The following is a 26,111-nucleotide window of genomic DNA, read 5'->3' as shown; positions in this document are numbered from 1 at the left end:
ACTAGAGACACCCTCTAACTAGAGACACCCTCTAACTAGAGACACCCTCTAATTGCCATAGCTAGAGCAGTGGTCATTGCGATTAAGGGCGATTGCTAATCCGTTAGCAATGCCAATATCAAAACTGCTGCTCTGGTTACTGCATCAGCTGTTTCAAGCTGCTTTAATGCCTGTGATGCATTGAGCTCACCCATGGATATAAAGCGAATTGCAAAAGATACGGCTAAGACGCTGACAAGCTATCTAACCTATCAAGCGGTTCGAATAGTCATGGGGCAGTTGCGAGAAACAAACTTGCCTCGCTCCTATTGGTTCAATGAGTTTGCAACTCGAGATAAGTTACAGGATGGTGAAGCCTTTATTGCTTCGCTCATGCAGGAAAATGCAGATCTCGCGCTTCGAGTTATGACTGTTCGTCAGCACCTCGCGGAAGAAGTGACTGAATTTCTCCCAGAGATGGTCGTGACGGGCATTCAGCAAGCAAACATTGAGCATCGTAAGCGACATTTAGAGCGCATTACTCAAATGAGTTCTGATGATTTTCATAGCGAAGCTGATGCGGGTGATAGGGATTCTCAGTCTGACTAAACCGTTGTAAACCGATACTGACGAGTAGATTATGAAAACTCTGCCCAAAGAGCGTCGTTACGAAACGCTGTCTTACCTCCCTCCTTTGACTGATGCTCAGATCGAGCGTCAGATTCAGTACGTACTTGAGCAAGGTTACTTCCCTGCCATTGAGTTCAACGAAGATTCTGATCCGACTGCTTACTACTGGACCATGTGGAAGCTGCCTTTGTTTAACGCAAGCAGCACTCGTGAAGTCCTAGACGAAGTGCAGGCTTGTCGTTCTGAGTACCCCGATTGCTTTGTTCGTGTTGTTGGATTTGACAACGTGAAGCAGTGCCAAATCCTTAGCTTCATCGTTCATAAGCCTGGTTCTGGCAGCAGCTACCGCTACTAAGCTTTTGGGTATAGCCGGTAGGCTTGTATCCTAATTGATTATTGAAAAAGCGGAAGGAATATATTCCTTCCGCTTTTTTGCTTGTAAAGTTCGGACTTGAAATTTTCTAGCCTTTGTTTCTGATGATCATTACCTGAATGACTTGGTTAACCAAATTTTCGGGTCACTCTAATGAGCTAAATAGACTGCTCAAGAGAGCTGCTGCTGCTTCGCTTACTTGACCATCTGCTAGTACTACATCAGTTGCAATCACATAATAGTTATATCTTTATGTCGCTAGGTTCGGCGGTAGCGGCAATAATGCGATGACAGCCTGATTCCGGGTAAGCCCAGCCACAATAGCATTCTTTGGGATTGCCCCAACATAGACCCAGGTATAGCTCGCAGCGAGTGGCGCTAATATCGGCCCATTCCGTTTCTTTGATATAGCTTTCAACGGTGGCGGCATCAATTTCTACAGGATCATGACCTGCTGCCCACAGTCTTAACCCTTCACTGGAAGTCCGCCAGAATTCAATAATGGTCGTTTTAGCAGCGGCTAGGGTTGCTTTATCGGCTGGAATTGCCGCTAGGTTTGGATGAATTTCTGGTAGTCGAATAGTTTGACCCTTGAATGTGCAGGGATGCCACACGAGGCCAGATACATTGTGTTCTCGTTGGTACTGATGAATCTGATCGCGAAAATCTTTAAGGGCAAAGACTTTACTTAGTTTTTCAGCGCCAATAGCTTTAGAGACTACGGGATTGGCTAAGCGATCATCAGTGGATAGTAATACGCGTTCTCCGCGCCAGGCGGCCTTGAGTTCTTGATCGAGGATGTCGATAAGTTCCTGAGTGGTATAGGTCATTACTCTACCGGGCGGCTTGATGGCATTTTAGCAATCGTTCCTGGTTGGCGCAGTAAAGTAAAGGACTTTGTTCAAGTATTGATGATTAATTGGGAAGTGGACAATAGGATGTAGGGGCTGCCCATTGTGGGTGCCCTGGGCCAGCAGACCATAGGATATAGGGGCTGTCCTTGTGGGTGTACCTGGGCTAGCGGGCAATCAGGGACCTCCCCTTGTGGGTGCCCTGGGCCAGCAGATAATGGGGAATTGGGATTATAGTGTGGCTAAGGATTTTATGAGCAAGTCGTATATGCTGGCCGTATTGACAGAGGCGGCTACATCTACATTAGGTGCTTTACCAGTGCGCTCCCACCAGTCAATAACGGTACGACCCATATTTTCAGGGCTGGTCGTGTCGACGGTTGTATAGGTAGGCCGAAACGTAAATAGTTCGGGGTTTAATAAGTAGGCGATCACACATGGATCGTGCAAAGGCGCGCCGTTCATCCCATAGCGTTCAACATCAGGGGTGCCGTAGTGGGCAAGCAGATCAGCGACAGTATGACCCACGGGGGTATGGAGTTCTCTGAAGCTTTTGAGGCGCTCAGGTGTGGTAAGTACCTGATGGGTGGTGTCGAGGGTAATCAACTTGATGGGAATGCCGGATGCGAAGACGACCTGGGCAGCATGGGGATCGACATAGATATTAAACTCAGCACCAGGCGTCATGTTGCCGTGGGTAATGGCACCGCCCATGGCAATAATTGTGTCGATTTTGTTGGTGATTTGAGGTGCTTGGATCAGGGCAACGGCAATATTGGTCAATGGTCCCAGGGTGGCCAGGGTGATCGGTGCTGATGCTTGTTGCAGGGTCTCGATTAAAAATGCAACAGCGTGTTGCACCATTAGTGGCTGTTGAGGGGTAGGTAGCTCTGTCCCTTGTAAACCAGTGGCTCCATGGACATCAACGGCAGTGGATAAGGGCCTGAGCATGGGACGAGGGCAGCCTGCGTAGACAGGAATGTCTGCATGGGCTAACGCGCAAATCTTGAGGGCATTTTGGCTGGTGTAGTGTAGCGGGACGTTGCCCGCGACGGTGGTAATGCCAAGAATATTGAATGCTGCGGGATGGGCGATCGCCAGTAGGAGTGCGATCGCATCATCCACTCCAGGATCGCAGTCAATAATCAGCGGACGTGCCATGGAAGAAACCCAAAGAAGGAGGTGTCCCTAGCCTAGCCTGCCATGTATTTGATCAGATACGCTAGCGTGGTAACGCAGCTTCTAGGGAGCTTAGTGGAATGCAATACCTTCCTCAGCACATCGTCAAATCCTTGGGTTTTGTCCTGTGCTTGTTTTTAGCCAGTTGCGAAGGCAGTCAGTTGGGAGATTCATTAGAAAAGAATCTGGAGCCTGACCCACGCCTAGTGGAGGAAGAAACGGCTACGAACGAGACAGCTAGCACACCAGGGACAACTGCCACTCCAGCGGCTCCCAATGAAGCTGAACCAGCGGAGGAGGAGGCTGCAACCAGTAACCAACCTGAAGGACCGGAGTCTGAGACGCCGGTAACCCCCACATTTACCCAAACAAGCTACATCGATATTGGAGAAGCTCCAGAAGAATTGCAACAGTATATCGAGGATTTAGTGGCTCTGGATGTACTGATGCTGATTGATGTTAAGGCAGATGACAATATTGAACGCGACCCCAATGAGTTTTTGCCAAACCAAGTGATCACACGGCGGGAATATGCCCGTTGGCTGTTGGCTGTCAACAATAAGTTCTATAGCGACCAACGCGCCAAAAAAATTCGCCCCGCTGTAGAAAGTGCTCAACCAACGTTTCAAGATGTGGGTAAAACCAATATTGATTTTGCAGCGATTCAAGGCTTGGCGGAGGCAGGGATTATCCCCAGCCCGCTGAATGGCAGCACTACGGTTGTAAAGTTTCGACCTGATGCTCCTCTAACGCGCAAAGATCTGATTCTTTGGAAAGTCCCGTTAGATACCCGAGCGGCATTACCAGCGGCTACGGCTACGGCTGTGACAGAGGCTTGGGGCTTTCAAGATGCTGGCAAAATTGAGCCTACAGTCCTCAAGGCTGTCCTGACTGACCATAGCAATGGAGAATTTGCCAATATCCGTCGAGCCCTTGGATACACCACGCTCTTCCAGCCCGATAAAGCAGTCACTCGCGCTGAGGCGGCAGCGGTGCTGTGGCGGTTTGGGAACAGCACCGAAGGTATCACCGCTACAGACGTTTTGACCTCAGCAGAAAATCAGAGTAATAGTGAGGAACAGGATATAGAGACTGCTGAATAAATACCTAGTAATGCACTTGGTAATGCAGACTTCATATATATTACCAAGTGTATTGAGATAGGGGTATGCCATCGAATGTCCCAAATCTCCAGCGGAAACAGGAACATTACAACCTTTTCCCAATACGCCCATGACATGGGAAAATGAAGCCCGTTTATTTTGTCAGGAAAAAACGTTGTGAAGGCCATTGTAATTGGTAGTGGTGGGCGTGAGCACGCCATGGCATGGACATTGTTACAGTCACCCAATGTGAGTGGAGTAGTGTGCATTCCAGGCAATGGTGGGACGGCCACATTGGCTGGCTGTAGTAATTTGGCGATGTCTGTAGATGATGTCGAGGGGATTGCGCGGTTTTCCCTGGTGCAGAATATTGGTCTGGTGGCTATTGGTCCAGAGCAACCCCTAGCAGATGGTGTAGCAGATGGCCTGAGGGCTCAGGGAATTACTGTATTTGGCCCCAATCAAGATGGGGCACAGCTGGAAGCCAGTAAGGCCTGGGCAAAAGCACTGATGCAGGAAGCGGGTATACCGACCGCAGCAAGTTCTGTGTTTGATAATGGTGAAGCGGCCACTGCCTATGTCGAGGAACAAGGGGCTCCCATTGTCATCAAGGCAGATGGATTGGCTGCGGGGAAAGGCGTGACTGTCGCCATGACTCTGGAGGAGGCTAAAGATGCGATCGCATCCATATTTAGCGGTCAGTTTGGTACAGCGGGCAAACAAGTAGTCATCGAAGAATTTCTGACAGGCCAGGAGGCATCAGTATTGGCCGTCACCGACGGCATCACCATTCGTCCCCTGATGCCTGCCCAGGACCATAAGCAGATAGGCGAAGGCGATACAGGCCCTAATACCGGCGGTATGGGTGCCTATGCGCCCACTCCTGTTGTCCCCTCTGCCCTATCGGAGCGCATTCAGGCTGAAGTGCTAGAACCGACGGTACAGGCGCTAAGAAACCGAGGCATTGACTACCGTGGCGTCGTATATGCCGGACTGATGATTACCCCCGCAGGCGACCTCAAAGTTATTGAGTTTAACTGTCGCTTTGGTGACCCTGAAACCCAGGTGGTGCTTCCCCTGTTAAATACACCCCTAGACAAGATCATGCTGGCCTGCTGTGAGCAGCGCCTAGAGGAACTTCCCCCATTTGAGTGGAAGTCTGGTTATGCGGCTTGTGTGGTGTTGGCGGCTGATGGTTATCCTGGCAAATATCCTAAGGGCATGACCATTGATGGTATCGATGCCGCTACCGATACGGGTGCCATGGTATTCCATGCGGGAACTCAGTTAGACAAAGGAACCCTCAAATCCAACGGTGGGCGCATTCTAGGGGTGACAGCATTAGGTGACACGTTTGGAGATGCGATCGCAAACGCCTATGTTGCAGCCGAAGCCATTCAGTTTGATAATGCCTACTATCGGCGAGATATCGGCCATAGGGTTAGAGATCAGTTTTAAATTACGAGTTTTGAATTGTGAGCGGCTTGCCTGAGAGACTCTATCTGATGCGTATCTGCTCACCGTTCACCCAAAACTCAGCACTCAAAACTCAAAACGTCCATCCCTGCCGTTCCCTATCCCCATGCCCCACTCCACCCGTCATTTTGGGATTCATGTCACAATACTATCGAGCGGTTTATGTAGGTTGAATGGTAGAGCTGTTTCAAACAATTCGCACTCTAATCGCTGACTGGTGGAAAGACTTTACCCTCCAGACGCGTTTAATGGCGGCGGCCACCTTGGTTGTATCTCTGATTATGAGCAGCCTCACCTTTTGGGCCGTAAATACGATCCAGCTCGATGCCCGTTTGAATGACACCCGTTTTGGTCGTGACTTAGGCTTATTGCTAGCTTCAAATACAGCCCCCTTGGTCCAATCGCAGCAGCTTGATGAGCTGGCCCTATTCTCCCGGCGGTTTATGGAGAGCACATCGAGCATTCGCTATATGCTCTATGCCAATCCAGAGGGCTATATCTTTTTTGGTATTCCCTATTCTGATTCGGCGGTGCAAAACTCTCTTACCCTCAGCCGCCGTATGCAGCTGCCAGAGAATTATGTCAAGAGTGTTGATCTGCCCATGGTGCGTCAGCATCTCACCCCTGCTGGCGAAGTCACTGATGTCTTTGTCCCACTTAAAGTCAAAGGCAATTACCTCGGTGTCCTAGCGTTAGGGATTAATCCTAATCCGACGGTGGTGGCATCTTCCCACCTCACACGTGATGTCACCATTGCTGTATTTGTGTGCATTTGGGTGATGGTGATTTTGGGAGCAGTGTTTAATGCGCTGACCATTACTCAGCCCATTAAAGAACTCTTAACCGGTGTGAAGAACATTGCTGCCGGTAACTTTAAGCAGCGGATCGATCTCTCCCGAGGTGGAGACGAGTTGGGTGAGCTAATTCAAAGCTTTAACTACATGGCAGAGCGCCTGGAGCGCTATGAAGAACAGAATATTGAAGAACTCACTGCTGAGAAAGCCAAGTTAGAGCGTCTTGTATCTACCATCGCTGACGGTGCAATTTTGATCGATGCCAACATGGAGGTGGTGCTTGCCAATACGGCAGCTAGTCGTATTTTTGGCTGGGACGCTCACCTACCACCGGACGGTAATGTGTTACAGCATCTTCCCACAGAGGTGAGGGCACAGATGACCCGCCCACTATATCAGGCTGCTAAGGGGGACTCATCTGAAAGCCAAGAATTTCGCATTGCCCTGACTGAACCTACGAGTCGTACCATTCGCGTATTACTGAACTCCGTGTTGGATCAGTCGGGTGAAACGGTTAAAGGTATTGCCCTCACAATTCAGGATATTACCCGAGAGGTTGCCTTAAATGCGGCCAAGAGCCAGTTTATTAGCAACATTTCCCATGAGTTACGGACACCGTTGTTCAACATCAAATCGTTCATTGAAACTCTCTATGAGTATGGTGATGATTTGTCTGACCGCGAGCGCCAGGAGTTTTTAGAGACCGCTAATCATGAAACTGATCGCCTGACACGTCTGGTGAATGACGTGTTAGATCTTTCACGGTTGGAGTCGAATCGTCGCTATCAGTTTTCGGCGTTGGATATTCATCAACCCATTGAACAGATCCTGCGCACCTATCAGCTCAACGCTAAGGATAAAGGAATAGAGCTGATTCAAGAAATTGAAGAAGGTCTGCCACCGGTGCGAGGCAACTACGATTTAATGTTGCAGGTGTTTGGTAACTTAGTGGGGAATGGCCTGAAGTTTTCTACAGCGGGGGGCTGTGTGGCCATTCGTGCCTATCGTGCGCCATCGGCGGTTGAGCACCCAGACTTTACTGACAGTGTCCGCATCGAAATTTCCGATACCGGTATTGGCATTGCACCTGAAGATCAAGATGCAATCTTTGATCGTTTCTATCGTGTAGAAAATCGCGTTCATACGCTAGAAGGTACTGGGTTAGGCCTTTCTATCGTTAAAAACATTATTGCCAAGCACAACAGTAAGATGCGTTTAGTCAGTGAAGTGGGTATTGGTACCACCTTCTGGTTTGACTTAGCCATGTATGAAGCTCCACGCGTACAACCTAGGTCAGAGTCAGACCTAGAATCTGTTGCTAATCAAGAAGATGGAAACGCCGAAGCAGCCACGGGCAGCGAGATTTCCCCAGTAGCTGCTAAGGCCACCCCCAAGGAATCGGCTTAGCCAACCAACCAATTGATCAGCAACGGTCCAACGCCTCGTTCACGGGCCGAAAAATTGGACTGATTTAACCATTTAGTGTTCACCGGAGCAGGTTGTACTGCAAGATCATTTGCGATCGCTACACCATCCAACCCCAAAGACTGTGCATATTGTTTGAGAAATCCCTGTACATAAATTGCTTCTGGCAACTGCATCCAATTGCCAGTTTCGATGGCACGCAATTGCTTGGGTTGAATATGCGTACGTTGTGCCACCTGTAGCAATGACAGTCCTTGTTGTGTACGTACTGCTTTTAAGTATTGCCCCACTTGCTTTAACTGATGATCAGAACACTCCAGAACTTGAGACCTATCTATAACCCTAGGAAAAACGCTCATTGCTCTACATATAGATACAACACACCTGTTGGTAGTGTATTGATCCTACTTTTCTGAATCAAGCCGTTAGCTTGCTATTTTTGATACACAGACTATGGATTAGATAGGTGCGCCTTCGCAGTCCACAATATTTTTTGACTTAAGACTAATTGACAAATGCTTGGTTCTAGGGAGTTTCAGCGATGACATGAAATACTCGGCCTCAAAAAACTGCTTTTAAGTCATAAGATAGCCGCCGATAAATACGTATCAAATGTCGTCAAAACATGACAAATAATACGTATAGCATCCGTGTAAATCACTAGATACATGAAGATCGTATATTAAACACCCTATCATTCTGCATAAAAGCACCTGTTCTTACACCATAATCAAACTAGGAGGGGAGTGGACAAGTATTCTTGTCTGCGAGGTTTGTGATGGCCTTTTTTCCCTCTTCAGTTCAACAAGTGCTACAGCGACGAGTGTCTCTGATATGGCAACAGAGACGGCTACCACAGCTAGCTAAGCGTACTTGTGAGATATATCTTGACAGCCAAAACCCTCAGGCCCAAACTCAATGCCAAGAGATTTTACAAACCCAAGTAAGACTCGATGCGAAGAGCTTACAGCGATTTTTACGCACAGATATTGGTGAATCCTTATTAGTAAGGCTAGGACAGTTAATTGAACTACCTGACGATGTAGCTGGTCGTCAGGCACTAATCCGAAAAATCACTCAAGCCGATCAGCTATCGATCATGAGCTTGCTGTATCAAATAGCCGGCAATCTTCGCACGGATCGGCTTCTGGAAACAGCACAGCAAATTGATCTCCTGTTGCAGACCACCGATAAACTGTTAGCTTTACTCAAGACACTGATGTTGCAAGAAGCAACGAAACAGACAGTGCCGGAGATTGATCCTCGGGTCCCTGGTCCCTGGGGAATACGTCAAAAAGTGCTGCGTTTACAACGGCGCTCATCTCAACCATTTCAGGTTTTTCTCTATGAACCTCTGGGAGACATTCCATATCCCGTACCCATTGTGGTCATTTCCCATGGTTTAGCAGCTAATCCCCAGACCATGACTCGCTACACTAAACATTTGGTGTCCCATGGTTATCTAGTGGCTGTACCCCAGCACCCAGGCAGCGATACCCATCAGGTTCATAGCTTGCTATCGGGGCGTGTTGACGAGATATTTTCACTCCATGATTTTTTTGATCGTCCCCATGATATTAGTGCCCTGTTAGATGAGTTGGAGCGTCTAAATGAGCACGACTATGATGGCCATCTGAAGGTAACGGATGTGGGCATATTAGGCGAATCTTTTGGAGGCTACACAGCCTTAGCCTTAGCAGGGGCCACCATTGATTTTGAGGCGTTAGCCCAGCGTTGTGAGGGAATCTCTGAAAGCTTAAATGTATCCCTATTGCTCCAATGTCGAGCGTTGTCACTACCGCCCAAAGTTACACCGCTTCAGGATTCTCGCATTAGCGCTATTTTTACGGTGGATCCCATTGGTAATGGCCTATTTGGTGCAGAGGGTTTAGCGTCTGTCACCATTCCTACAGTTATTGCAACTGGCAGCAACGATAAAACAGCACCCATGGCCTTGGAACCCCTACAAATGTTTCCTCTACTGGCCAGCCAAGAACGATTTTTAGCCGTTATTCGGGGCAAGTCCCATGTGCATGATCTCAGAAAATTGTTATCTTCTCTGCAACTGACCAGCCATGATGATTTACCCAGTCTCAATTTATCCCCCCCTATTATTGACAGCTATCTGTGTGGATTGAGTGTTCTATTTTTTGATCGTTATTTGCGGCAATCGGAGACTCCTCAGGCACAGCTAACGTCCTATGCCCAAGCCATTAGTCAGCCTCCTTATGATTTACACCTCATCAGTGCAAAGTCTGATCATGCCTTACAACCTGTGCTCAATAAATTTCAGCAGCGTCTGGAACAGCTTCAATGGCAGACAATTACTGTCCAACATCAGGAGGGTCTATTCACCGCAGCAGATGGCTTAAGTCTTTACTATCAGAGCTGGTTGCCAACATCGACCGTGAAAGCAATTGTGATTTTGATTCACGGATTAGGTGGACACAGTGGTCTTTTTCAAAATGTTGTGAAAGCTCTATTGCCTGAAGGGTATGCCCTGTATGGCTATGATCTACGGGGTCACGGTCGTTCACCAGGACAGCGTGGCCATATTAATACCTGGGCAGACTATCGAAATGATTTAGCTTACTTGCTTGCCATAGTCCAGCAACAGCATCCACTGGTGCCTTGTTTCTTATTAGGGCATAGCTTAGGTAGTATTGTTGCATTGGACTATGAACTTAACAGCCACCTAACGGAAAGACAATCGAATAAACGTCTATATCCAAGCATTGCAGGCATCGTAGCGGCATCGCCACCCTTTGGTATCCATGCTAAAACTGACCTGCGTTTAAGAATTGGTCAACTATTGTCCATGGGCTGGCCTCGATTTTCTCTTTCCCTTGGCCTCAATCACATTTTGCCATCACGCGATCGCTCGGTGGTTTTAGCCTATGCCCACGATCCGCTAAGACATCGTCGGGGGACAGCTCGTCTGGCAACAGAGTTTCTAAAAACGACAAAGACTCTATGGAGTCATCAAGAACATCTGACATCACCTATTTTGATGTTGCATGGCACTGCTGATAAAGTTGCAGATCCTAGAATCAGTCAAGTTTTTTTTCAAGACTTATCTCAAAAAGATAAGACGTTCATTAGTTATAGCGGAGCTTATCACGAACTCTATAACGAAATTAATCAAACCGAGATTATGAAAGATATTAATAGTTGGCTAGAGAGTCACATCAAAAAAGATGAGACTGTGGTCAAATAGCTATCAAATGGCGGTTTAAATATTTCTGAAATATTACGACCTTATTAAGACAACTTCATGTCTGATGGGCGATCCCACTATAATAGTGGTATTAGAAAACCAGCTAACCCAACTAGGCTACTTGAAATAGACTAAGTTCTTTACTGCGATATTGCTTGGTTAATCAGCTGGATTCTTGACTATAAGTCGCCATTTATCTGGCTGTTTTTTATTGTTATCGAATAGATTATCTCAGCTCTAGCCTGATAGTCAGCTGCGACTTTAAACCCGTTGATGACTCCTGTAACGAGTCTTTTTTATGCGTTTTTCTGTACAGAAAATACTGCTTGAAATGGGTTTAGGTGTGAGGTTTAGTCTGCTTAATGAAGGCTCGGAGTCGTTTGCCCATGGCTAAATTCAACTGTTAATGACCAAGCCATAGGCTCTACCCTTATCCACTCCTCTCTTTGCTGGGTAGAACTATAGGTCTTTGGGTGTGATTGCCCTATGCCACTGCAACGGGCGTCCCAATTGTATTGAGGAAGAGGGTTTTTAGCTCTCTTAAAAAGATGGTTGATCAATGTCCCCTTTGCTGCGCGTTGTATGTTGCGCCAGCTACTCAGGGTTCTGTACAGCTTCATCATACTATTCCTGATTTGTTAGATATGGGGTGTGCCTATGACTATGCTGCGTTGCATCAGTGGACTCCCCATGGGTGGGAGACTTATTCCTATATTGAGTTTCGTACTGCTGCTGAAGAGTTGGCGCTAGGCTTAGAGGCCGAAGGATTGACCGGTAACGAGGGTACCAGTGAGTCACACCGCATTGGCCTGCTACTAGAGAGCGATATCCATTGGGCGTTGGTGGATATGGGCAGTGCGATCGCAAATCTAGTCACTATCCCCATAGACAAAGGGCAACCACTATCCGCCATTCGCTGGATAGTGGCCGATGCCCACATTAAGGCACTAGTTGTGTCCACCTGGAAAACGTTAAAACGCTTTTACCACCAGGTACAGCAGGTTGATTTGATTATTGTTGTTGAAAAAGCAACACGCCCCGACTGGGTGTTATCAAAGAGCACAATTAAAACATTAGAAGACATTCGTCACCAGGGTCGTCATGCCCATTCCCCAGAAGCGATTCAGGCATTGAAGCAGCGGATTCATCCCGATGATTTGGCCACCATTGTCTACACCCCCGATGCCAGTGGTCATATAAAAGGCGCAATGTTAAGTCACAGGAACTTAACTGGCAATATCTGGGCGGCGTTTAGCAGCATGCCAGGACTGAAGCCAGGTACACCGGAAGTAGCCCTATCGTTTTTACCCCTCAACCATATTTTTGCAAGGGCGTTTCTCTATGGCCACTTTGCCTTTGGCCATCACATTTATTTCTCATCTCCAAAACGGGTATTTCTACATTTAGCGACCGTGAAACCCACCATATTTATTACGGTGCCACGACTGCTGGAGAAAGTTTATGAGCGAATTAATAACCTGCGACAACAGTCCCGTGGGCTAAAACACTACTGGCTGAACTGGGGCTGGCATCTGGCCCATGATGATGAGCTAGGGAGTGTAAGCTGGCGTCGTTTACAGCGCTGGCTACTTAGCCATGGCGTGTTTAAGAATTTGCGTCGAGCCTTTGGCGGGAATATACGCCATCTACTATGTGGTGGAGCGGCCCTACGTCCTGAAATTATGACCTTTTTTAATGGTGTTGGTATCCCGGTGAAGCAGGGCTATGGCTTAACTGAGACCAGTTCTGTGCTCAGCTATACACGCGCGCGCTGGCTGCGCTCAGGGACTGTGGGGGCACCTATCCCCGGTGTGGAAATGCGGCTGGCGGCGGATGGTGAGGTCTTAGTCCATAGTCCTTACACCATGATGGGGTATCACGATGATCCAGACGCAACGGAGGCGGTGATTGACGCCCATGGGTGGTTCCACACGGGAGACTTTGGAGAGTTTTCTATAGATGGCCTATTGACGCTCCAGGGATGCAAGAAAGATCTTTTCAAGTTATCCACTGGTAAGTACATCGCTCCGGCACCGATTGAGACACAGTTGAGACTGTCTCCGTTAGTGAAACAAGCTTTGCTAGTGGGACCTGGACAAAAGTTTTGTGGAGTGTTGATTGTCCCTGAAAATGAAATTCTCAAAACAACTCTTCAGGCTGGCGGGGAGATTTTGTCAAACTGGGATCTGCTATTAGAGAAATTACTGAGTAATGTTGGAGGTCAAGCTGATGAGTTAGTACTGATGAGATCTTATTACCAAAAGCTTATTGACCAAATGAATGCTCGGTTGCCAAGTTGGTCAACCATTAAGCGGTTTGTGCTGATTTCTGAAAAGGTGGGTGTTAGGGGAAGTCGCCAACAGCTCTATAAGGCTTATGCCCAGGAAATCGATGTGCTTTATCAAGAGGTTGAGTCCTTGTGCCAGGTGTCGCCAAGGAGATTCTCTCATTTATATCAAAGGTGGAGGCGTTTAGGGACCTTATATCATCGTGATCGGCAAACTGCTTCATGATATTTGGATTTGTTGGGTTTCAATAGACTCAACCCAACCTACAGTCTGTTTTTGGTGAGCGGTGCCCACCTTCCGTATTTCGTATTTTTAGTGGAGGGTATTTGCCCTCCGTTGACCTGCTTTTGAGGAGATCTATTATGACTTTTCTTCCTTTCAAAACGGCTGCTGTGCTGGGGGCTGGCATTATGGGTACTCAGATCGCAGCTCATTTGGCAAATGCAGGATTGCAGGTATTACTGATGGATCTACCTGCTCCGAAAGGTGATAAAAATGCAGTGGTAGAAGGGGCATTTAATAAGGCTAGAAAACTCTCCCCGCCAATTTTCTTTTCCCCTGATATGGCCCATCGGATTGAGCTCGGAAACTATCATGATCATTTTGCTCGTCTAAGCCAGGTAGATTGGGTGATTGAAGCTATAGTTGAACGTCTGGATATTAAGCAACAGCTGATGGCCCGACTAGAACAGGTAGTGCGTTCTGATGCGGTGATTTCTACCAATACCAGTGGGTTACCCATTGCTCAGATTGCGGATGGACGCTCCTTAGACTTTCGGCAACGATTTTTAGGGACTCACTTTTTTAACCCACCTCGTTATTTAAAACTGTTGGAACTAATCCCCACCGATGTAACCGATCCAACAGTGATGCAGCGAATGGAACGGTTTGGTCGTAGTTATCTAGGCAAAGGTGTTGTTCTTGCTAAAGATACCCCTAATTTCATCGCTAATCGTATTGGCTTATTTTCCACATTTCTCGGTGTTCATGCCCTAATTGACGATGGCTACTCCATTGAGGAGATTGATACTCTGACAGGCACATTAATTGGTCGTCCAAAATCGGCAACATTTAGAACAGCAGACTGGGTTGGCCTCGATACCTTACTCCATGTAGCTGAAAATATCTATCCAGCCATTCCCCATGATGAGCAAAGGGAGATGTTTAAGCTGCCGTCTTTGTTAAAAACGTTGGTGGAAACTGGTTCGCGAGGAGCTAAGTCAGGACAAGGGTTTTATAAAAAGGTAAAGCAGGATATTCTGTCAGTGAATCCTAAAACCTTTGCCTACGAAGCACCTCGCCCCCTTAACTTGCCAGGACTTGAGAATGTTGCACAGTTACCTAAACTGATCGATCGAGTCAGGGTGCTTTATACCCTGTTGGGTAGAGCGGGTGATTTCTTCCGTAAAACAACATTAGCGTTATTGAGTTATAGTGCCTGTCGTTTGCCTGAAATTGCTGATAGCCCTGCTGACGTTGACCGAGCGATGCGCTGGGGATTTGGCTGGCAAATGGGGCCATTCGAACTATGGGATGCCATTGGTTTCCATCGAGTGCTCTATGATATGCAGGCGGCAAATTTACATGTACCTGAGTGGATTAATGAAATAGCAGCTGTAGGGGAAGGACACTTTTATCGGAGTCCCCATGGCGTACCGAGCAGTCTGCTGATGGCTGATTCAGTACTTGGTCCTGTGGGGCAACAAACGGTAGAACAAGCTACAGATGAGATTCATCTGCCTTTGATTAAAACAACAAACAGTAAGATTTGGGAAACCTCAGAAGCAGCCCTGTTTGACATGCAGGACGGCGTTGCGCTCTATGAGTTTCGTTCTAAGGGGAACACCCTCAGCACGTCTGTTGTAGATGGGTTACAGACGGTGCTGCATATGTTGTCTCAAGATGATCAGTACCGGGGGCTTGTCATTGGGAATAACAGCGACCATTTCTGTGGTGGGGCCAACCTTGTGGAAATGGCAACAGCAGCTCAAACTGGCAACTGGTCAATGATTACTGATTTGTTGGTGACGTTTCAGACGTTGCTACAGCAAATTCGTTACTTCCATAAACCGATTGTGGCGGCAGTGCAGGGGCGAGCCTTGGGAGGAGGTTGTGAGTTAGTAATGGCTTGTCCCCATGTGGTCGCTGCTGCCGAGAGTTATATTGGCCTTGTCGAATTAAGTGTTGGTCTCATTCCTGGGGCAACCGGTACCACTCGTTTGGCAAAGTGGGCATCACAGCAGGCTGTGAGCGGTACAGCTCAACACATTCAGCCCTACTTGAATCATGCCTTTAAAACTGTGGCAACAGCGACTGTTGCAGGCAGCGCCTATGAGGCAATGGAGTTAGGCTTTTTGCCTGCCCATACTCACATTGTTATGAACAATGACCAGCGTCTCTATGTGGCAAAAGAAGAGGTGCTGTGCCTTGATCGGGCAGGGTATCGTCCGCCGGCCCACGACAGTTTTTGGGTGTTAGGACAACAGGGACGTGCAGTACTCGACCATATGGCTTACACCATGCAACAAGGGGGATTTGCTAGTGACTATGATCGATTCTTGGCAGGTCAACTGGCCTACATTTTGACTGGTGGTGATTTAACGGCTCCGGCAAGAGTATCTGAGGAGTATTTGCTGGGGTTAGAGCGGGAGTTGTTCTTGCCGTTGTTGCAACAGAAAAAAACCCAGGAGAGGATTATGCATTTATTGAAGACTAAGAAGCCGTTGCGGAATTGATGGTCGAGATGATTGGAATGGTTGGGTTTCGTCTTGGGCACTGTGTTGAAGGTTTAGAGTCTTGTGGATCAACCCAACCTACGTTGTCCATTGTCCCTATGGCCTGTTGCTCATTACCTGGAGAATATCATGCAAGATACTTACATTGTTGCGAGCGTACGTACAGCCGTTGGTAAGGCTCCGCGCGGTACTCTACGGCATATGCGGCCCGATGACATGGGGGCAGCGGTTGTACGCGGCGCGATCGCAAGACTCCCCAGCTTACAACCAGACCAAATCGAAGATGTAATCATGGGCTGTGCCATGCCCGAGGCAGAGCAGGGCTATAACCTGGGTCGGGTAGTGGCGCACCGGGCTGGCCTACCCTCATCAGTACCGGGCATGACGGTTAATCGGCTGTGCTCGTCAGGGTTACAGACAATTGCTATGGCACACCAGGCGATTAGCTTTGGGCAGGCGGATGTGATGGTGGCTGGAGGCGTGGAGTCCATGAGCTTGATTCCCATGGGTGGGGACCGCTGGAGCCCTAACCCAGCCATGATGGCTGAAACACCCCAGGTATATACCTCTATGGGGCTCACAGCGGAGAATGTGGCAAAGCAGTTTGAGATTTCACGGGCGGATCAAGATGTATTTGCACTGCGATCGCACCAAAACGCCATCAAAGCCATCAAGACTGGTAATTTTACCGATGAAATCATCCCCCTGACCGTCACTGACACGGTCTACCAAAATGGTGATGTCCACACCCAAACAACTCAATTCCAAGTGGATGAAGGTTACAGATCTGATACCAGCCTGGAGGCTTTGGCATTATTGCCACCTGTATTTCGGCGTGGGGGCAGCGTCACAGCCGGTAACTCCTCCCAAATGTCGGATGGGGCTGCCGCCACGATTCTGATGAGTGCTCGCCAGGTACAGGAATTGAACCTTACGCCGATGGCGCGACTGTTGGGTTTTGCGGTTGCCGGTGTACCGCCGCAGATTATGGGAATTGGGCCGGTGGAAGCGGTGCCTAAAGTGCTGAAGCAGGTGGGGCTAAGTCTGGATGACATTGGCCTAATTGAACTTAACGAGGCGTTTGCAGCCCAAAGTCTGGCGGTCATTCGTAAGTTGAGACTAAATGAAGACATAATCAATGTGAATGGCGGTGCGATCGCACTCGGCCATCCCCTCGGCTGTAGCGGTGCGAAACTTACTGCAACATTGCTCCATGAAATGCAACGTCGCCACATCCGTTATGGCATGGTCACCATGTGTGTTGGGGGTGGCATGGGTGCCGCTGGAGTGTTTGAAAATTTGTTGCTCTAATTCATAGAGAGTGACAAAACGAGACTAGGCTTGGAAAGCGCAAGGCAGCGTTTGTTGTCAATTAGACTTCAACAAAAATACAGATTCTTCTTCATGCCCTAGTCCAGTTGTGACACAAGGGGTAAATACTATGACTCTCTTGATCGTTGGTTTAATTGTTGGATTGCTCGGACTATTTGTTGTTCTGGCCTACATTAATGTGCCGATGCTGGCTTGGTTTGCCTACGCAGCATTGGTACTCGCTATCGTCCATGCGCCTTTATGGCTATGGATTCTATTTGGCCTAGTGGCCATTATTTTTAATGTGCCATTTATCCGTCAGGTAGTGATTACGGCACCCATTGCTAAAACAATCCGACTCTTTAAGTTGTTGCCAGCAATTTCAGAAACAGAACGCGCAGCTATCGAAGCAGGTACTGTCTGGGTAGATGGCGAACTGTTTTCTGGTAAACCCAACTTTAAGCGGATTTTGGCAGAGCCTTACCCGACACTGAGTCCCCATGAACAAGTGTTTATTGATGGCCCTGTGGAACAGGTGTGCCGCATGGCCACGGACTGGGAGATCCATCAGCGCAAAGATTTCCCCGATGATGTGTGGGCTTATCTAAGAAAAGAACGCTTCTTTGGCATGATGATTCCGTCAGAGTATGGCGGTTTGGGGTTTTCGAATACAGCCTATAGTGCGATCATGACCAAGCTAGCATCGCGCTCATTTACCTACACAGCGACGGTAGGCGTGACGAACTCTTTAGGGCCAGCCAAGCTGCTGCTGCGCTATGGGACTAACGAACAAAAGCAGCGCTATTTGCCAAAACTCGCCATGGGCGAAGAAATGCCTTGCTTTGCCCTAACGGAACCAACGGCTGGTTCGGATGCAGCAAGTCTGCAGTCTGGCGGTACGGTGTTCAAGGGTAAAGATGGTGAGCTATATTTGCGGTTGAACTGGCAGAAGCGATACATTACGCTGGGTGTGATCGCCACCCTCATCGGCTTAGCTGTTCGTCTCCGTGACCCCGATAATCTCCTAGGCAAAGGAGTCGAGGTCGGCATTACCTGTGTCCTAGTTCCTGCAGATACTCCGGGCGTGCAACTGAGCCATCGTCATGACCCCATGGGTGTACCCTTCTATAACTCTCCAATTTCTGGTCGTAATGTAGTCTTACCTGCGAGTCAGATTATTGGTGGTGTTGAGCGCGCTGGCCAGGGTTGGACAATGCTGATGCAGAGTCTTGCTGCTGGTCGTGGTATCAGCTTCCCAGCTACCTGCACTGGTATAGCCAAGCTGGTCTCGCGGGTAACCAGTGCCTACAGTGTTGTGCGCGAACAGTTTGGGTTATCCATCGGCAAATTTGAAGGGGTGGAAGAACCCCTGGCTCGCATTGGTGGTCTCACCTATTTGATGGATGCGGCGCGTCTATATACCTGCGGTGCTGTGGACCAAGGCGAACAGCCTGCCGTGGTCTCTGCCATTGCTAAGTATCAGTTTACTGAGCTGTCCCGCCACATTATCAATGACGGCATGGACATTCTCGGTGGTGCTGGAATCTGTCGCGGACCTCGCAATCTGTTGGCCAATATTTATACGGCAACACCAATTCCCATTACGGTTGAAGGAGCGAATATTATCACCCGCAGTTTGATGATTTATGGTCAAGGAGCGATCCGTTGTCATGGTTATATTGTCAATGAAATTGACGCTTTAGAAGACAACAACATTGCAGCCTTTGACCATGCATTTTGGCGACATGTGGGGCTTGTTTTACGAAATCTCACCCGTGCAAAAGTCTTAGGTTGGACCCATGGCCATGGGGTGAAACCTCCCGTTCGAGGAGAAACGGCGAGATATTATCAAAAGTTGGCTTGGGCTTCGGCCACATTTGCAGCTCTATCGGATCTTGCCATGCTCACCTACGGTGGTCGACTCAAGCGTCACGAGAAAATTACAGGTCGTTTTGCCGATATGCTTTCTTGGATGTATTTAGCGACAGCCACACTCAGACGGTTTGAGGCAGAAGGGCGTCGTGAAGACGATTTACCCCTGGTTCACTGGGCGATGCACCATAGCCTTGGGCAGATTCAGCAAGCATTAGAAGGACTATTGGTAAATCTGAAGATTCCTGTTTTGGGTGGTCTGATGCGAGCCACAACGTTACCCTGGTTCCGGTTAAATCCCATTGGTGTGATTCCTACCGATGCCCAAGGCCATGCTGTAGCTCAATTACTGCAGTCTCCTGATGGACGCAAGCACCTTACTAAAGGATTGTATGTACCCATTGAGGCAGAACAGGCACTCGGTCGACTAGAGCGTGCTTACCAGCTTTCTATTGTGGCAATGCCAATCTTTAAAAAAATCAAAACGGCACTACGCCATGGTCAGCTGAAGATTACACCACCTGTGGGTCGTGTGGAAGCGGCACTGCGAGCTGGGTTGATTACAGGCGCAGAATCTGACCTGGCGACAACTGCAGAACAGGCACAGTTGGATGCTATTCAAGTAGATGCGTTTACCTTGGCCGAGTATCAGCACATTGGCAAAGAATATATTGCAGAGGAAATAACAGACCTGTGAGGGCAAAGCTGTTAGAAAACATAGGACAGATACAAGGTCCTACTATCCTGAATCTTGCGTCGACAAACGTCCATCTTCCATGTAAATGATACGGTCGGCAATGTCTAAAATACGATTGTCGTGGGTGACTAGTAAAATCGTACAGCCCTGCTCTTTAGCTAAGTTGTGCATAATGTCTACCACATCTCGGCCTGATTTCTTATCTAAGGCAGCTGTCGGTTCATCAGCCAACAGGATCTTAGGATGGCTGACTAGCGCACGCGCGATCGCAACTCGTTGTTTTTGTCCACCCGATAAATCAGCAGGATAGTAATCGGTCCTCTCTTCTAGCCCAACCTGCTTCAGCATCTCTGCGGCTCGATGATGCCTGGCTTGTTTAGTAACTCTTCCCTGCACTTCCAGGCCCATTTGCACATTTTCCAGTGCAGTCAGGCTACCATGCAGGTTATGGGCTTGAAATATATAACCATTATTGCGCCGCGCTTTAACTAGAGCCTGCCCACTGGCCTGGCATAACTCATGTCCTATGACTTGTAGGCTCCCGGATTGCGCCGAGCGTAAGCCACCAATCAGGGTGAGCAGCGTGGTTTTTCCAGAACCAGAGGGACCCGTCATAATCACAATTTCTCCAGCTGCAATGTCTAAATTGATGTCAAACAAGGCTTGTTTGCGCAGTTGCCCAGAGCCAAAATAATGGTCTAACTTGTGAACAGAAATAGCAGGTGCAGTCGTCATAGGTCTGTGAAAGAGAAATAGAGACGGAGATGGAGATTAACGGGTAGGGGCTGTGCCTTGTGCCAGCCCTCCAACACCAGGCTAGAAAATATCGGCAGGATCAGCCGCTTGGAGACGACGGGTTGCGATCGCACCGGAAACATTACACATCACCAGCGTCAGCAAAAACACCACAAACGTTCGACTCACAGGCATCGCAATCGGCAACGCCGTCGCTGTAGCCGTCAGACTATAGGCACCAAGGGCAATAGCTAAGCTGGGGAAAAATCCTAGAAAAGAGAGAATCAAGGCTTCTTCAAAAACAACACCGAGAAGATAGCTATTGCGATAGCCCATAGCCTTAAAGGTGGCGTACTCAGCCAGATGACTATTCACATCCGTGGAAAGCACCTGATAGACAATCACCACTCCCACAATAAAGCCCATGGTCGTTCCGAGACCAAACACAAACCCAATGGGAGAGTTAGCCTGAATCTCATTTAACTCAAAGTCGATATAGCCATCATGGGTTAACACTATGACATCGTCCGGCAGACGAGCTATGAGTTGTTTTCTCACTTGTTCAGGGTCATAGGCGGGATCGACATTGATCAACCCTAAACTGACAGTGCCTGCTTCACGCCTAGGAAACAATCGCAAAAAGTTTTGACCGCTGGTGATCAAGGCCCCATCATCAGAAAAGGATGCGCCCACTGTGAACAACCCTGAAACCGTTACCGTATTCACACCCACCTCAGTTGTGGCCAATTGTCCCGCTTGTACTTTGGCAATCATCGCTTGATAATCACCCCGCGACGCCTGATCAAAGAGAACATGATACGGCATTCGAGTCTCCGAGATTTTGGCATTCACCTCAGGAATATCAAAGGCAGGGCGATGGGGATTTTGCCCAACAATCATCATGGAGGTTTTCTTACGGGTTTGAGGATTACGCCACTCTACAGAGCCCACATAAAGAGCATCGGCAGAAACAACCCCCGGTACATCCTGTGCTTGATATAACCGTCGTCGAGGAATGGTACGCAATTGTCCAAAATTCTTGGCCTGAGTGCTAATCAGGACAATATCTGCCTGGAGAGACCGAGGGTATTGGGTGTTGGTTTTATAGAGCGCATCTGAAAACCCTAACTGCATAAAAATCAGCACATCGGCAAAGGTGATACCGGCGATCGCAGTTAGCAATCTCATTGGGTCGTGTTTTAATTGCAACAACCCTAGGGGCGTTCGTTCTTGGAGAGATTTAATAATTTGGAGAGGGTTCATGGGACCAATAGAGGTGGGAGCACCCCGTGTAGAGACGTTCCATGGAATATCTCTACACGGGAATATGGGAACGAAAATCTATTTAATTTGAATGGCGGCGGTGACCTGCAAATTTGTTAACGTTGCAACAGTCTCACCATCAGGGTCATCGAGTTGAATATGAACCTCTACGACCTTGGCATCAATATTGGCCGCCGGATCTTCATTGACCACCTGTTGCGATTCCACCTGAAGACCAATTCGTTGAACCGTTCCCTGTAGAACATCGTCAATAGTAGGCGTCGTAATCTCCACCCGCTGACCAGGATTTACCTTGGCAATATCATCCTGGTACACCTCAGCAACCACCATCATTTGCTGGGTATGGCCCAGGGTGGCAATCCCTTCATCACCGATGGTTTCTCCAGAGCGAGTATGAATTTTCAGTACTTGTCCGTCGCGGGGAGAGCGCACATAAGCCTGATCAAGGTTGGCTTGCGCTTCTGCCACGCCTGCGATCGCAGATTGCACGTCCGCCTCAGCTGCATCCACATCCACCGGACGCACCTCTGCAATCCGGTCGAGGGTGGCACGGGCCTGGGTAATTTGCTCCTGACCTGCTGACTCAATTCGTCCTAGAGAAGCTTGAGCTTCCTGAAGCTGGCGTTGGGCTGTGGTGTAAGTCAGCTGTTTAGCATCGCGCTGGGACGCCGAGACCGCCCCCTGCTGATATAGCGACCCATAGCGCTGGGCCTCAATTTGAGCATGTTGCACTTCAGCATCCAGGCGAGCAACCGTCGCTCGCTGGGCACTGATATTACCAGCCTGGTCAGCCTCAAGCCGAGCGATTTCTGCCACTTGCGCCTGCAATTCACCAGTTTGGGCACCCGCCTCAACTTGGGCCAGCTGGGCGCGGGCAATTTGCACTTGTTGCTCAGCTTTTTGCAACGCGGCTTGCATGCGATCTCGATTATCCAATATCGCAATGACCTGCCCCGCCTCCACAACATCGCCCTCTTTCACCAGTAGCTCCTGAATCCGACTCTCCTGGGCAGAAGTAGGGGCCGTCAGAGCAATCGTTTCACCGTCTGGCTCCAAACGACCTAGAGCGGTCACTGATGTGATTTCAGGCAGCACAGCCACCTGCTCTTCACGCTGATTCGGGACCTGAGCACTACGCCAAGCCGTAACGCCCACTACGCCTAAAACAGCGACACCCACAATCAACCACCACTGACGGCTTACAGCTATTTTTTGGGGATTTATCAGATTGAGATTCATGAGCCTACACAACTCGCTATACTTTTATTTTACTAAACCGTTTAGTAAAGTCAATAAAAATCAAAACGATTTAGTAAAATGAGATCCCGTTTCCCACCCCCCGGAGTTATTTGAGTGAGCCCTGTTACCCCTGCCCCATCCGACGCATCCTCAGATCCTAAAGCTGACAAAGCCAAAGCGATTCTGGCCGGTGCTTTCGAAGTGTTCATGGCCCAAGGGTATGCTGCAGCGAGTATGGCTCGTATCGCCAAGGCAGCAGGGGTATCAAAACCCACGCTATACAGCTATTTTCAGGATAAAGAGGGATTGTTTGTCGCATTAGTGCAACAGCTGCTGCACAAAAGCAGCAACATGATGGGAAACTTGCCTGCACGTGCGGAAATGCCCACCTCGCCTGACGTCATGCTGCGCAAAATGGGGCGATCATTTATCAATGAGGCGGTTAGCAATCAACCGTTCCTCACCCTGATGCGCTTGATTATTGGTGAATCTGAGCAGTTTCCTGAACTAGCCCAAACCTTTGTGCGAGAGCTGACTAAACCTTTATTGGAAAGGCTATCGACTTATCTGGCAAATCATCCCGAGCTAGAGTTTACAGATCCTGAGATTGCGGCTCGGGTCTTTTCCGGCTCGATGGTTCACTATCTGATTGTGCAGGAGATGATGGGCGGGAAAGAGATTATGCCGTTAGAGTGCGATCGCATGGTCGATGGCTTAGTTGATCTCATGATGGCCGGCGGTCATTATCAGAAATAAACAACTCGCAGTGATCGGGATTCGACTTCACTGATCCCCCGCGAAATAGCTGGCTGAGCGGAGTCAAAGTCAACATCTCCTCAAGAAGCATTAGCCCACCCTGCACTCAACCAGTACCGACAAGAACAGGTATGGTTATCCCTGAGCAATCTTCAACATTTCCCAGTCATCTACCCAATGCTAGAAAGCATCATCTGGATCCTTCTCACAGGCTTTTTTGCCGGACAAATAGCCCGACGGCTCAAAGCCCCAGCCCTGGTCGGCATGGTCCTCGCAGGTATCATCCTCGGTCCCCAAGTCGCTAACGTGCTCAGCCCTGGAGTGCTGGGTGCAGCCGACTCTCTCCGTACCATTGCTGTCATGGTGATCCTCATGAAAGCTGGTCTGGGCCTAGACCGTGAAAAGCTAACCCAGCAAGGCACCGTCGCCCTAAGACTTGGCTTCTTACCCGCCACCTGTGAAGCTATCACCGTCGCTCTAGCTGCTATCTGGCTCTTTCAATTTGATTTAGCCACTGGGCTACTGCTCGGCTGCATCCTTGGAGCAGAATCTCCAGCTGTCATCGTGCCAGGAATGCTGCGCCTCAAGAGTCTTGGCTGGGGTGTCAAAAAGGGTATCCCTGACGCCATTTTGACTGGTAGTGCTCTGTCAGATGTGTTGCTGTTACTCGTGTTTAGCCTACTGCTAGCCTTTCTCACCCAAGGAACTGCCACAGGCATCGCGTTTGGTGGTCTCAGCCTCAGCCCTGTGCAACTTCTGCCACTTCAGGTCATCCTGCAAGTCAGTTTAGGCATCATATTAGGCTGGCTCACGGCCCGTTTACTCGTCGTGGTTTTAGCCAAACAAAACTGGACTCAGAATGTCGTTCAGGATGCCCTAGTTGCTGCCAGCGTTGCATTACTACTGGTTGTTCTTGCAGAACATATCCCTATCTTCTCTGGCTATTTAGCCGTCATGACCACCGGATTCTTTCTTATTGAATTCGACACCCCCCTGGCAAGGCGGCTAAGAGAAGGATTCAACAGTCTGTGGGTTGCCGCTGAGATTATTCTGTTTGTATTGCTAGGAGCTAGCATTCAGCTCTATGTTTTAGAAGATACTCTCCTGGCCGGGCTGTTGATATTGGCTATCGGCACATTAGTAGGACGTTCTCTCGGCTGGTATCTGGCCACGTTAGGTAGCAACTGGACTCGCAAAGAACGCCTGTTTTTGCTCTCAGGTAATTCCGCAAAAGCCACAGTCCAAGCAGCAATTGGGGCTATTCCCTTAGCCCAAGGTGTTAATGGAGGAGAAACAATCCTTGCCCTCGCGGCTCTATCGATTTTAGTGACGGCTCCCTTAGGGGCTTGGGCTATTCCCACCTTTGCACCCAAGCTGCTAGAACGAGGAGAAGTGGACCCCACTAAAGTCTCTGTAAATCGCCATATTACTATTCTTGCTGCTGTTGACACTTCTCCCCTGGCAACACAAGTCCTCACAAAAACGGCTGATCTCGCTCGAAGATGTGATGGGGATGTGGTGGTTTTACACGTCCTACGCGTTGATAATCCTCAAAACATCAAACATCTAAAAACACTTGCCAAGCAACACTTAGCTGATATCCGACATCGGTTTATTACTACATCTGGAGCCATCCCTGCAGAAATACTACAAATCGCCCAAGAACATAGCGTGGCAGAAATTGTTGTTGGTAAACGCGGTCATCGACATCTACAAAACTTATTCGTTGGCTCTGTTTCTCGCGCAGTGATAGAAACCAGTCCTCTACCCGTCATCATCGTAGAAGCGATCTAAAACTCAATACTGAGAGTCTAATAGCTGGTTGATATTAACGTAACTACAATGGTAATTACTTGAGCAGTGACTCAAAACTATGAAGGCTAAGTTACGAAAAGTCGGTAACTCCATCAGCACAACGTTTCCAAAAGAAATCTTGGAAACATTTAATCCGAAAGAAGGCGATTCCCTAACCATGGTAGTGATGGATGACGGTATTAAGCTGATGGACTATACCCCAGAATTCGAGCAGGTAATGGCCGCTTATAAACAAGGAGCATCGCAGTACTGCAATGATATGAGAGAATTAGCAGATGGCTGAGCCTATAATATCCAAGTAACCTCCAAAGAGTTTCCTTTCAGATTGCTAAGTATGTTATCCTTCTTGGTT

General features: G+C 48.6%; 19 protein-coding genes. 13 read left to right on the top strand and 6 right to left on the bottom strand.

What is annotated here, in order from left to right:
* The first annotated feature begins 192 nt into the window (after nt 1–192).
* Together rcbX and SPB21_RS25905 are read left to right on the top strand one after the other, a co-directional pair.
* Entirely contained in the window at nt 193–588 is a 396-nt protein-coding gene (rcbX, locus tag SPB21_RS25910; protein ID WP_163661030.1) for a RuBisCO chaperone RbcX, read from the top strand.
* A 31-nt stretch (nt 589–619) separates the two neighbouring features.
* Nucleotides 620–964, top strand: a complete 345-nt coding sequence (locus SPB21_RS25905; protein ID WP_006517353.1) for a ribulose bisphosphate carboxylase small subunit — start codon at nt 620–622, stop codon at nt 962–964.
* A 260-nt stretch (nt 965–1,224) separates the two neighbouring features.
* Here SPB21_RS25905 and SPB21_RS25900 read toward each other — a convergent pair whose 3' ends face one another.
* On the bottom strand, nt 1,225–1,812 hold the full coding sequence (locus SPB21_RS25900) for a hypothetical protein (protein WP_163661031.1): 588 nt from the start codon (nt 1,810–1,812) through the stop codon (nt 1,225–1,227).
* Nucleotides 1,813–2,064: 252 nt separating this feature from the next.
* On the bottom strand, nt 2,065–2,994 hold the full coding sequence (locus SPB21_RS25895) for a nucleoside hydrolase (RefSeq protein ID WP_163661033.1): 930 nt from the start codon (nt 2,992–2,994) through the stop codon (nt 2,065–2,067).
* Between the two features lie 98 nt (nt 2,995–3,092).
* On the opposite strand from SPB21_RS25895, the gene SPB21_RS25890 reads away from it, so the two are divergent.
* The 3 genes from SPB21_RS25890 to nblS all read left to right on the top strand — a co-directional run bounded on the left by SPB21_RS25890 (nt 3,093) and on the right by nblS (nt 7,792).
* Nucleotides 3,093–4,115 carry an S-layer homology domain-containing protein gene (locus SPB21_RS25890; RefSeq protein WP_499868029.1) on the top strand — a complete coding sequence of 341 codons (1,023 nt, stop codon included), beginning with the start codon at nt 3,093–3,095 and terminating at the stop codon, nt 4,113–4,115.
* A 177-nt stretch (nt 4,116–4,292) separates the two neighbouring features.
* The gene (gene purD / locus SPB21_RS25885; protein WP_499868028.1) at nt 4,293–5,573 is read left to right on the top strand and encodes a phosphoribosylamine--glycine ligase; all 1,281 of its coding nucleotides are present in this window, start codon (nt 4,293–4,295) and stop codon (nt 5,571–5,573) included.
* Between the two features lie 191 nt (nt 5,574–5,764).
* Nucleotides 5,765–7,792, top strand: coding sequence for a two-component system sensor histidine kinase NblS (nblS, locus tag SPB21_RS25880; RefSeq protein ID WP_499868027.1), 2,028 nt, complete (start codon nt 5,765–5,767; stop codon nt 7,790–7,792).
* Here the strand turns inward: nblS and SPB21_RS25875 are convergent.
* A complete protein-coding gene (locus SPB21_RS25875; RefSeq protein ID WP_163661041.1) occupies nt 7,789–8,169 on the bottom strand; it encodes a helix-turn-helix domain-containing protein in 381 nt (126 codons plus the stop codon). The genes nblS and SPB21_RS25875 overlap by 4 nt on opposite strands.
* Nucleotides 8,170–8,588: 419 nt before the next feature.
* Here SPB21_RS25875 and SPB21_RS25870 point away from each other — a divergent pair, with 419 nt between their 5' ends.
* The 5 genes from SPB21_RS25870 (at nt 8,589) to SPB21_RS25850 (ending at nt 19,930) form a co-directional block, all read left to right on the top strand.
* Nucleotides 8,589–11,027 carry an alpha/beta fold hydrolase gene (locus SPB21_RS25870; RefSeq protein ID WP_499868026.1) on the top strand — a complete coding sequence of 813 codons (2,439 nt, stop codon included), beginning with the start codon at nt 8,589–8,591 and terminating at the stop codon, nt 11,025–11,027.
* A 548-nt stretch (nt 11,028–11,575) separates the two neighbouring features.
* A complete protein-coding gene (locus tag SPB21_RS25865; protein ID WP_499868025.1) occupies nt 11,576–13,540 on the top strand; it encodes an AMP-dependent synthetase/ligase in 1,965 nt (654 codons plus the stop codon).
* Between the two features lie 137 nt (nt 13,541–13,677).
* Nucleotides 13,678–16,050 (top strand): 3-hydroxyacyl-CoA dehydrogenase/enoyl-CoA hydratase family protein, encoded by a 2,373-nt coding sequence (locus SPB21_RS25860; protein WP_499868024.1) that lies wholly within the window; start codon nt 13,678–13,680, stop codon nt 16,048–16,050.
* A 129-nt stretch (nt 16,051–16,179) separates the two neighbouring features.
* Nucleotides 16,180–17,361 (top strand): acetyl-CoA C-acyltransferase, encoded by a 1,182-nt coding sequence (locus SPB21_RS25855; RefSeq protein WP_499868023.1) that lies wholly within the window; start codon nt 16,180–16,182, stop codon nt 17,359–17,361.
* A 130-nt stretch (nt 17,362–17,491) separates the two neighbouring features.
* On the top strand, nt 17,492–19,930 hold the full coding sequence (locus tag SPB21_RS25850) for an acyl-CoA dehydrogenase (protein ID WP_499868022.1): 2,439 nt from the start codon (nt 17,492–17,494) through the stop codon (nt 19,928–19,930).
* 42 nt (nt 19,931–19,972) lie between these two features.
* Here SPB21_RS25850 and SPB21_RS25845 read toward each other — a convergent pair whose 3' ends face one another.
* The 3 genes from SPB21_RS25845 to SPB21_RS25835 form a co-directional block, all read right to left on the bottom strand.
* Nucleotides 19,973–20,665 (bottom strand): DevA family ABC transporter ATP-binding protein, encoded by a 693-nt coding sequence (locus SPB21_RS25845; protein ID WP_499868021.1) that lies wholly within the window; start codon nt 20,663–20,665, stop codon nt 19,973–19,975.
* 81 nt (nt 20,666–20,746) lie between these two features.
* Nucleotides 20,747–21,928, bottom strand: a complete 1,182-nt coding sequence (devC, locus tag SPB21_RS25840) for an ABC transporter permease DevC (RefSeq protein WP_499868020.1) — start codon at nt 21,926–21,928, stop codon at nt 20,747–20,749.
* 78 nt (nt 21,929–22,006) lie between these two features.
* Nucleotides 22,007–23,188 (bottom strand): ABC exporter membrane fusion protein, encoded by a 1,182-nt coding sequence (locus SPB21_RS25835; RefSeq protein ID WP_499868019.1) that lies wholly within the window; start codon nt 23,186–23,188, stop codon nt 22,007–22,009.
* A gap of 114 nt (nt 23,189–23,302) precedes the next feature.
* On the opposite strand from SPB21_RS25835, the gene SPB21_RS25830 reads away from it, so the two are divergent.
* The 3 genes from SPB21_RS25830 (at nt 23,303) to SPB21_RS25820 (ending at nt 26,042) form a co-directional block, all read left to right on the top strand.
* On the top strand, nt 23,303–23,944 hold the full coding sequence (locus SPB21_RS25830; protein WP_163661060.1) for a TetR family transcriptional regulator: 642 nt from the start codon (nt 23,303–23,305) through the stop codon (nt 23,942–23,944).
* 177 nt (nt 23,945–24,121) lie between these two features.
* Nucleotides 24,122–25,738 (top strand): cation:proton antiporter, encoded by a 1,617-nt coding sequence (locus SPB21_RS25825; protein WP_499868018.1) that lies wholly within the window; start codon nt 24,122–24,124, stop codon nt 25,736–25,738.
* 79 nt (nt 25,739–25,817) lie between these two features.
* Nucleotides 25,818–26,042, top strand: coding sequence for an AbrB/MazE/SpoVT family DNA-binding domain-containing protein (locus tag SPB21_RS25820; protein ID WP_499868017.1), 225 nt, complete (start codon nt 25,818–25,820; stop codon nt 26,040–26,042).
* Nucleotides 26,043–26,111: the final 69 nt, after the last annotated feature.

Origin of the sequence: Leptothoe sp. ISB3NOV94-8A (assembly GCF_043421595.1) — a bacterium.
Lineage (GTDB): Bacteria > Cyanobacteriota > Cyanobacteriia > Phormidesmidales > Phormidesmidaceae > Leptothoe > Leptothoe turfae.
The sequence above is the reverse complement of the archived record's forward strand: the minus strand, read 5'-3'. Positions and strand labels throughout refer to the sequence as shown.

Excerpts from the sequence above, each read along its gene's own strand:
- SPB21_RS25825 (WP_499868018.1), top strand. The coding sequence starts at position 24,122 with ATGCTAGAAAGCATCATCTGGATCCTTCTCACAGGCTTTTTTGCCGGA.
- SPB21_RS25820 (WP_499868017.1), top strand. The coding sequence starts at position 25,818 with ATGAAGGCTAAGTTACGAAAAGTCGGTAACTCCATCAGCACAACGTTT.
- SPB21_RS25850 (WP_499868022.1), top strand. The coding sequence starts at position 17,492 with ATGACTCTCTTGATCGTTGGTTTAATTGTTGGATTGCTCGGACTATTT.
- SPB21_RS25905 (WP_006517353.1), top strand. The coding sequence starts at position 620 with ATGAAAACTCTGCCCAAAGAGCGTCGTTACGAAACGCTGTCTTACCTC.
- SPB21_RS25895 (WP_163661033.1), bottom strand. The coding sequence starts at position 2,994 with ATGGCACGTCCGCTGATTATTGACTGCGATCCTGGAGTGGATGATGCG.
- SPB21_RS25875 (WP_163661041.1), bottom strand. The coding sequence starts at position 8,169 with ATGAGCGTTTTTCCTAGGGTTATAGATAGGTCTCAAGTTCTGGAGTGT.
- SPB21_RS25860 (WP_499868024.1), top strand. The coding sequence starts at position 13,678 with ATGACTTTTCTTCCTTTCAAAACGGCTGCTGTGCTGGGGGCTGGCATT.
- nblS (WP_499868027.1), top strand. The coding sequence starts at position 5,765 with ATGGTAGAGCTGTTTCAAACAATTCGCACTCTAATCGCTGACTGGTGG.
- devC (WP_499868020.1), bottom strand. The coding sequence starts at position 21,928 with ATGAACCCTCTCCAAATTATTAAATCTCTCCAAGAACGAACGCCCCTA.
- SPB21_RS25865 (WP_499868025.1), top strand. The coding sequence starts at position 11,576 with ATGGTTGATCAATGTCCCCTTTGCTGCGCGTTGTATGTTGCGCCAGCT.
- SPB21_RS25845 (WP_499868021.1), bottom strand. The coding sequence starts at position 20,665 with ATGACGACTGCACCTGCTATTTCTGTTCACAAGTTAGACCATTATTTT.
- rcbX (WP_163661030.1), top strand. The coding sequence starts at position 193 with ATGGATATAAAGCGAATTGCAAAAGATACGGCTAAGACGCTGACAAGC.
- SPB21_RS25870 (WP_499868026.1), top strand. The coding sequence starts at position 8,589 with ATGGCCTTTTTTCCCTCTTCAGTTCAACAAGTGCTACAGCGACGAGTG.
- SPB21_RS25855 (WP_499868023.1), top strand. The coding sequence starts at position 16,180 with ATGCAAGATACTTACATTGTTGCGAGCGTACGTACAGCCGTTGGTAAG.
- SPB21_RS25900 (WP_163661031.1), bottom strand. The coding sequence starts at position 1,812 with ATGACCTATACCACTCAGGAACTTATCGACATCCTCGATCAAGAACTC.
- SPB21_RS25835 (WP_499868019.1), bottom strand. The coding sequence starts at position 23,188 with ATGAATCTCAATCTGATAAATCCCCAAAAAATAGCTGTAAGCCGTCAG.
- SPB21_RS25890 (WP_499868029.1), top strand. The coding sequence starts at position 3,093 with ATGCAATACCTTCCTCAGCACATCGTCAAATCCTTGGGTTTTGTCCTG.